Genomic DNA, 7086 nt, shown 5'->3' with positions numbered 1-7086 from the left:
CCGATTTGATCAAAGTGGTAACTGATATCATAATTGCTCAGGTTCATATCATCGTTCTCATTGGCATCTAGTAAATCGACTAGTACCGATGGGTCTGGTGTAGCTACTGAGGCGTCATACAGGTTATAAGCGATAGCTTCTAAATTGATCGCTGCGGTACCGCTGCTTCCATCTTCACATAGTGTGTAACCAAACGGATCGATGTTGGTTAACACCGGTACACGTACCGCTTGTATTTCTATAGGTACAATCACAAAACAGAAGTTGCCGTTTACTCCGCTATCTACGCGAACATAGATTACCTGAACAGTCATTCCTTGATCGTTTACCGTATTCAAGCTCGGATCATTGGTGTAGCTGGTTGGGTTGGCAATATATTCTGGCACAGTAGTGTCGCCTGCTTCTGCAGCTGCCTCGCTGGTGTAGTAGCTTAAATCTACATTTTCTCCGGCAGCGATTAAAGCGCCGCTTTGTGTTAAGTCAAAAGCGTTGGTGGCTACTCCGTCATTGTCATCATCACATTCTTGTAAACGCAATACATCTGGATCGGTTTCTGATGGACTTGGCAATGGCAATACTTCGATGGTTAAATCTACATACTGCTCACACTGGTTTTGCGTATCGGTATTTACCACCACCACATATATACTTTGTGGGTTGGCGATATTCTCGTAAGCGCTTGGGTTGGCAATAGGTGCGTCTCCATTTAAGTAGGCTTGCTCACTCTCATAGTAAGTAAAGGTATAGTCGTTTGGCGGGAAGTTTTGTCCGCTCATCTCACCTTCTTTACTGGTTAAGTTGAAAATGCTTTGTGATAACGGCACATTGTTGTAATCGTCGTCACATACTTGCAAGATACTTGGGTTGCTTACCACAGGTAGTTCTTCTACATACAGCATAAAGCTGTTGTCATTTGCCGTATTAAAGGTATCGTAGCAACCGGTGGTATCGTCTTCTACTCGTACAAAGATACGTTGCGGATTCACGATATTGGTATAGGCTTGAGGCACTGCAATGGCGTTGATTCCTGCATCGGCATCAGCTTGACTCTCATAATAGGTAACGCTTACTCCGGTTTGTGCTCCAACTACATTGGGGGTGTTTTGCGTTAAATCGAATACCGCAAAACCGTTGTAATCGTCATCACATACATACAGGTCTTCTAAGAAGCCTATCTCTGGTGAGCCTACTACTTCTAATTGCAATACTTCTACCACATAACATCCGGTTTGGGTGTTCTCTGCGCGTACATACAGGGTTTGGGTATTGGCACTGCTCAAACCGTAAGGCTGAGTGGTGTCTATTGGGTTTACTCCATTCTCTGCATTGGATTGAGTAATGTGATAGCTTATGGCTAAATTAAGCTCTCCGTTTTCTATGATAGGGGTTTGCGCATCTAAGTCGAACTCGGCAAATCCGTCGTTGTCTACATCACATACCTCTAATGGGGTTACGGGTACTTGTGGTGAGGGCAACGGATTTACTACTAGGGTCAAGGTAAAGCCTTGGCTTACAAAACAGCCGGTGTCTTGATCTTCTACCCGTACATAAATGGTCTCGTTGTTCACCGTATTGGTATAAGGACTGCTTAACGGATTGCTTCCCGTATCGGCATCATTCTGACTCGCATAGTAGGTTACTTGCATACTGCTGTCGCCGCCAGTGATCTCTAGGGTAGCTTGTGTTAAGTCAAAGGATTCTTGCTCATCGCCTGGGTTGTTATAATCACACAACTCTAGGGCAGATGGAGGCGTAATAACCGGTAAAGGGTTTACCACCAACTCAAACTGGGTTTGTGCGGTACATCCGTTGTTGCCGGTAACCACCACGTAAATGGTTTGGTTCATCCCTGCACTGGTATAGGCTTGCTCTACCGTGATAGGGTTGGTTTGTGCATCGGCATCGGCTTGACTTTCATAATAAGCTAAGCTAAAATCAGACGGGTTGGTCTCATTGGCCAATATAGCGGCTTCCATCTGGGTTAAATCAAACACGGCGTTTCCGCTATTGTTGGTATCACAGGCTTCTAGTGCGTCTAGATCTTGTGGCAATACCGGTTGAGGACTGTCTAATACTTCTAGGGTTACATTCACAATGGTATAACAAGCTACTCCTGGGCTTACCACACGCGCATAGATTACTTGGGTGGTATTTACCGTATTGGTAAAGTTGGCCGGTAAAGGTAAAGCATTGTTCTGTGCATTGGCTAAGGTTTGGTGGTAGCTTACGCTTACACCGGCTGCCCCGCCAGTGATTTCATTGTCTAAACTGGGCAGGTTGAATAAACCAAATCCGTCGTTGTCATCGTCACAGAAAGTATACACTTGTGGGGTGTTGGCCGCCGGGGCGGTATCTACTTGTAAGTCGATAGCATCGTCTATTAAACATCCCGTAGTTTGATCTTCTATTTGAAAATAGATGGTCTGGTTATAGGCTGTTGTATTGGTATAGTTACTAGGCAATGCATTGGTTCCTGCAGCCAAATCGGCTGGGGTCTCATAGTAGTCTACATTGTAGTTCGGGTTGTTCCCGGTAAGCTGATTGGTGGCTGCTGTTAAATCGAATACAGCAATACCATCGGCAGTAGCATCATCACAAACCACTTGGGTCACCGGGGTGTTGTAACTTGGTAGCGGGTTTACCACTAAATCAAAACTAGTGGTAGCGGTACAGTTGTTAGGGCCCTCTGCTTCTACTACAATACTTTGCGGATTGCTGGTATTGTCATAAGCCGTTGGGTTAGCGATGGCTGTACCTGCAGTATAGTCTGCTTGACTCGCATAATAGGTCAGGGTGAAATTAGCTGGTGTTGCTTCATTGGCCAAAATGGCTGCAGATTGACTGGTTAAGTCAAAGGTCTGCACACCGTTTTGCGCATCGTCACAAGCTTCTAAAGCCGGTAGGTTGGTCACTAGGTCTGGGCTAGGCAATACATTAAGGTTCACTGCAATCGTATTGTAACAACCAGCAGGGCCGTTATCCTCTACTCTTGCATAAACTGTAGTAGTTACTGTACTGTAATTCATTGGTAGCGTTGCCGTTGCGTTGTCTGCATCGGCTTGTGTAGGGTGGTAGGTAGTGGTTACACTTCCTGCTGCTCCACCTTCAATAGTCGCCGTTAAGCTGGCTAAATTAAAGGTTTCGCTACCGTCTAAATTGGCATCACACAATTCAAGTGGTCCCGCAGGATTCACTGTTGGTGAAGCCACTACTTCTAAATCTAATTGATCTACTATAGTACAACCTGTTGTGGTGTCTTCAATCAATACATAAATAGTCTGATTGTAAGGAGTTGTATTATCATAGTTATTAGCTAAAGTATTCGTATTAGCAGCATTCGCATCTGCTTGAAGCTCATAATAACTCAAGTTAAGATTAGCAAAACCAGCTGTTATTTGCGCAGTTGCTACACTTAAATCGAAAGTAGCAATACCATCTTGTGCCCCTTGATCACAAATAGAGTACAAGTTAGGCGTATTATACGTTGGTAATGGGTTTACTACAAGGTCAAAACTAATGGTTGCAATACAAGTATTAGCCCCCTCTACTTCAACCACAATACTTTGCGGATTGCTTATATTGTCATAAGCCGTAAGGTTAGCGCCAGGTATAGGCGTACCGTTATTATAGTCGGTTTGACTCGCATAATAAGTTAAGGTTGCACCAGCGGGATTAGCCATATTAGCCGTAATTGCCGCCGCTTGTGAAGTCAAATCAAAAGTTTGAACACCGTTTTGCGCATCGTCACAAGCTTCTAAATTAGGTATAGAAGCAGGAAGATTTGGCGCATCACCGATTTCTAAATCAATGGCTACTGTATCATAACAACCTGCACCAGAAGTGTCTTCTAAACGTGCATAAATAGTGGTAGTTGCACCACTAGCTGTATAAGGCGAATTCAAAGCTGCTGTACCGGCTTGAGCATTAGCCAAGCTTGCATGATAGCTTACTGCTAAGTTAGCACCACCTCCAGAAATGGTATTATCCATAGCGGTTAATACAAAATCTTCGCTACCATCGCCATCATTGTCACAGGCAAAAAGCGGACCAGCAGGATTGGCTACTGGAGCAGGAATAACATCTAAAGTTAATGGTTCTACTACATAACAACCGTTAGAAGTGTCTTCTATATAAACATAAATAGTTTGTTGGTTGGCAGTTGTATTGGTATAGTTTAAAGCCAATAACTCGTTAGGATCTTGTGCATCGGCTCCCGTTTGGGTTTCATAGAAGTCTACCGAAGTATTTGGGTTTCCTCCTATAATTTGATTTGCCGCTGCATTTAGATCAAACTGCGTAAATCCATCTTGGGTACCTAAATCACACTCCGCTATATTTGCAGGCGGGTTGTAAGTTGGTGGCGTACCTACCACTACATCAAAAGTTGTGATTTCATAACAACCTTCTGCATTCTCTACACGAGCATATACTGTTGTGGTTACTGCCGGACTATAGTTAGTTGGATTGGCAATAGGAGACAAATTATTTTGTGCATTATTTAAATCGTCAAAATAAGTAACGCTAACCGTTGTAGTAGCTTGCGCTGAAGCTGCCGCATCTTGAGTGGTTAAATCTACAGTTCCCCCACCACAAATGTTCATATTTGCGATAGTAGCTGGAACAGCAGGCACATCCCCGATTAAAATATCTAAAGGCACTACATCATAACAATCGGCAATAGCTGGTATAGCATCTATACGAATATACACCGTTGTAGAAGTGGTTACTGTATAATTATTTATGTTGGCGGCTGGAATCTGTGAAGGACCAGAACCATTTAAAGCGTCGTTTTGATCTGTCCAATAGGTAAAGCTAAGATCTGATGCATTCATACCATCTAATACGGCACTTTGTGTGTTAGGATCTTCTAAATCTACGCTAAAACTAGAACCTGTGGTACCACAGAAAGAAACAGCTGGCGGACAACCGGCAGTAGGACAAATTTTAAAACCATTACTGATGGCCTGTACTGGGTAGGTATATCCTACACCACCACAATTATCCATTATATACTCTGCATTACCCACAAAGTTGTAAGTACCATAACCTGATGGTATGTCAGTTTGATCAATAGTGTAGTAATAATACCCTGTTACAGGATCTGTACTTACTGTCGAAGGCACGGGAGAGTATACCGAATTCCCATTTGCATCAAAGATATCAAACTGCAATTCGTTTAACTGCCCTTGGATAGGCGTATCATAATCAAAATACACATTGATTGGGAACTGCGGGTTTAAAGCAGGTAGCGCTGGGGCACAATTAGGATCTTGAGGAACATCAAATAATGAACACGAAGCATAAGTATCTGGTCCATCATCTAAAGGGATAATAGATAAATAACCGAATGCAGAATCATCGCAAACCCCTGCTACATCGTCTCCGGTGTAAAAGTTATCTAGATAACCCGTCGCCCAGTGAGCACCTAAGTCGCAGTCACCAATAGTAACTTGCAATTTAGCTTTTTGCCCTTGTAGCTCACCGGTATTTAATTTAATACACGACCATTCACTGTACAGAATGGGCGTTGGACCGCTATTAGGATTAGCTATCTCAAATATACAATCTTCCGGATTTGAAACCACACAACGGGTTTGTACTAAATTTCCATTTTGGTCAAAAACCCGAATCGTCATAAAAGGCTGTTGCGATAAACTATGACTTGCTGGATTCTCAAAAACCAAAGCGAAATCAAAGACAAGCACTTCACCTGCGATAAATTCTTTTTCTAAAATACCAACGGTTTTACCTCCGTTATTGTTATCATTCAACTTAATTGAGTTAGAAGAACAACCAAAAGGACTGGTGGTGGGAACATATACTGAATAAGGCGTCAAAACCGGTATATTATTACCAGCGGCAGCATACGAAATCGCTGCAGCTTGATCATTGGCAGGTATACTGGCTCCGTTTATCGAAGTTGCTCCAGGCATATAATCCATCCCTTGACAAGCCGAAAGACTACTAAAGGAATTGGAGTAAAAATCAAACCCATCTGGGTTGAAATTACCGCCTTGGTCTTGGAAACTTGGATTTTCCAAACACGCGCATTCTTGCTCTGTCACGGTTATAGCCAAAAGATCACTTTCACAACCCAATACGGTTTGACTTACGTAATAGGTTTGTCCTTGTACCAAAGCCGTACTAGTTGGAATAGCTGTTGTACCCGCTGCATCTGAGTACCAGGTTAAATTTTGACCACAAATAATTAAATCTTCTATGGTGTCACCGGGCTGGGCAGGAAAACCTGCTGCCGCCCAAGTGGCTGCTGTACAAAATTCTTGCATACTGGCCGCTTGAGGAACCGGCAATTTAGAACTGATTTGCACCGGTACCAATGAACAACCTAGACCTAAATCGGCATAGTAAATTTCATTAAATTGCAATTGGGTATTACTCGATAAAGCGGTGGTTCCCGCTGCATCATCATACCAAGTAATACTAGTGTAATTCCCCAAAATAGGAATATCGTTTTCTAAATCGGTTAAATCTTTTACTTCTCCCCTACACAAGTCGTCATAGGTAAACCCAGTGGTAATTAAAGTAATATCAAAGGTATCTTGCCCACAACCTGGTATGGTAAAGGTACCGGTATATTGATAACTGGTGTAATCTTGCGCCCCAGAGACGGGATTAGTGTTACCAGCACCACCTGCGTGCGGGTTACCGTTCCAATACACACTAGCCAATGGGGGTGAAGTTTGACCTGAGGCTCCAGGATTTGGCAATGGTCCCGTTTGAGCAGGAGCCACATAAATCCAATCATTATTGTTTAGCGTATAAGCTAGAGGCGTACCCCCAGCGTCTTCCAATGTAATTTCCAATTCATAGGCCGGATCTACAATATAGAGTCCAGTAGCTGGATCGGCACAAAGCACAGGTGCGGTAGGATCTGTATACGCCACCGTAAGGTTAGGTGTACATTGCCCAAACGCCGCAAACCTAGCGAGTACTAAAAGTAGTAGTAGGGTAATTTTCTTCATAAGTAATCTTTTAATCCAAGTTTTTATCTTAATGGTTACTTATAAAACAACTGACTAAGGAAAACTCCTACCTCAAAGTTGTTTTATTTATGATAATTTTTGA

General features: G+C 43.0%; 1 pseudogene. It reads right to left on the bottom strand.

Going from position 1 to position 7086, the window contains the following annotated elements:
- Positions 1–6983 (bottom strand): annotated as a pseudogene (locus tag ACH2AZ_RS09710) (hypothetical protein); the annotation flags it as partial.
- Positions 6984–7086: the final 103 nt, after the last annotated feature.

This window comes from uncultured Mesonia sp., assembly GCA_947499595.1.
In the GTDB taxonomy this organism is placed as follows: Bacteria; Bacteroidota; Bacteroidia; order Flavobacteriales; family Flavobacteriaceae; genus Mesonia; species Mesonia sediminis.
This window is presented reverse-complemented; position numbering and strand designations above follow the sequence as displayed.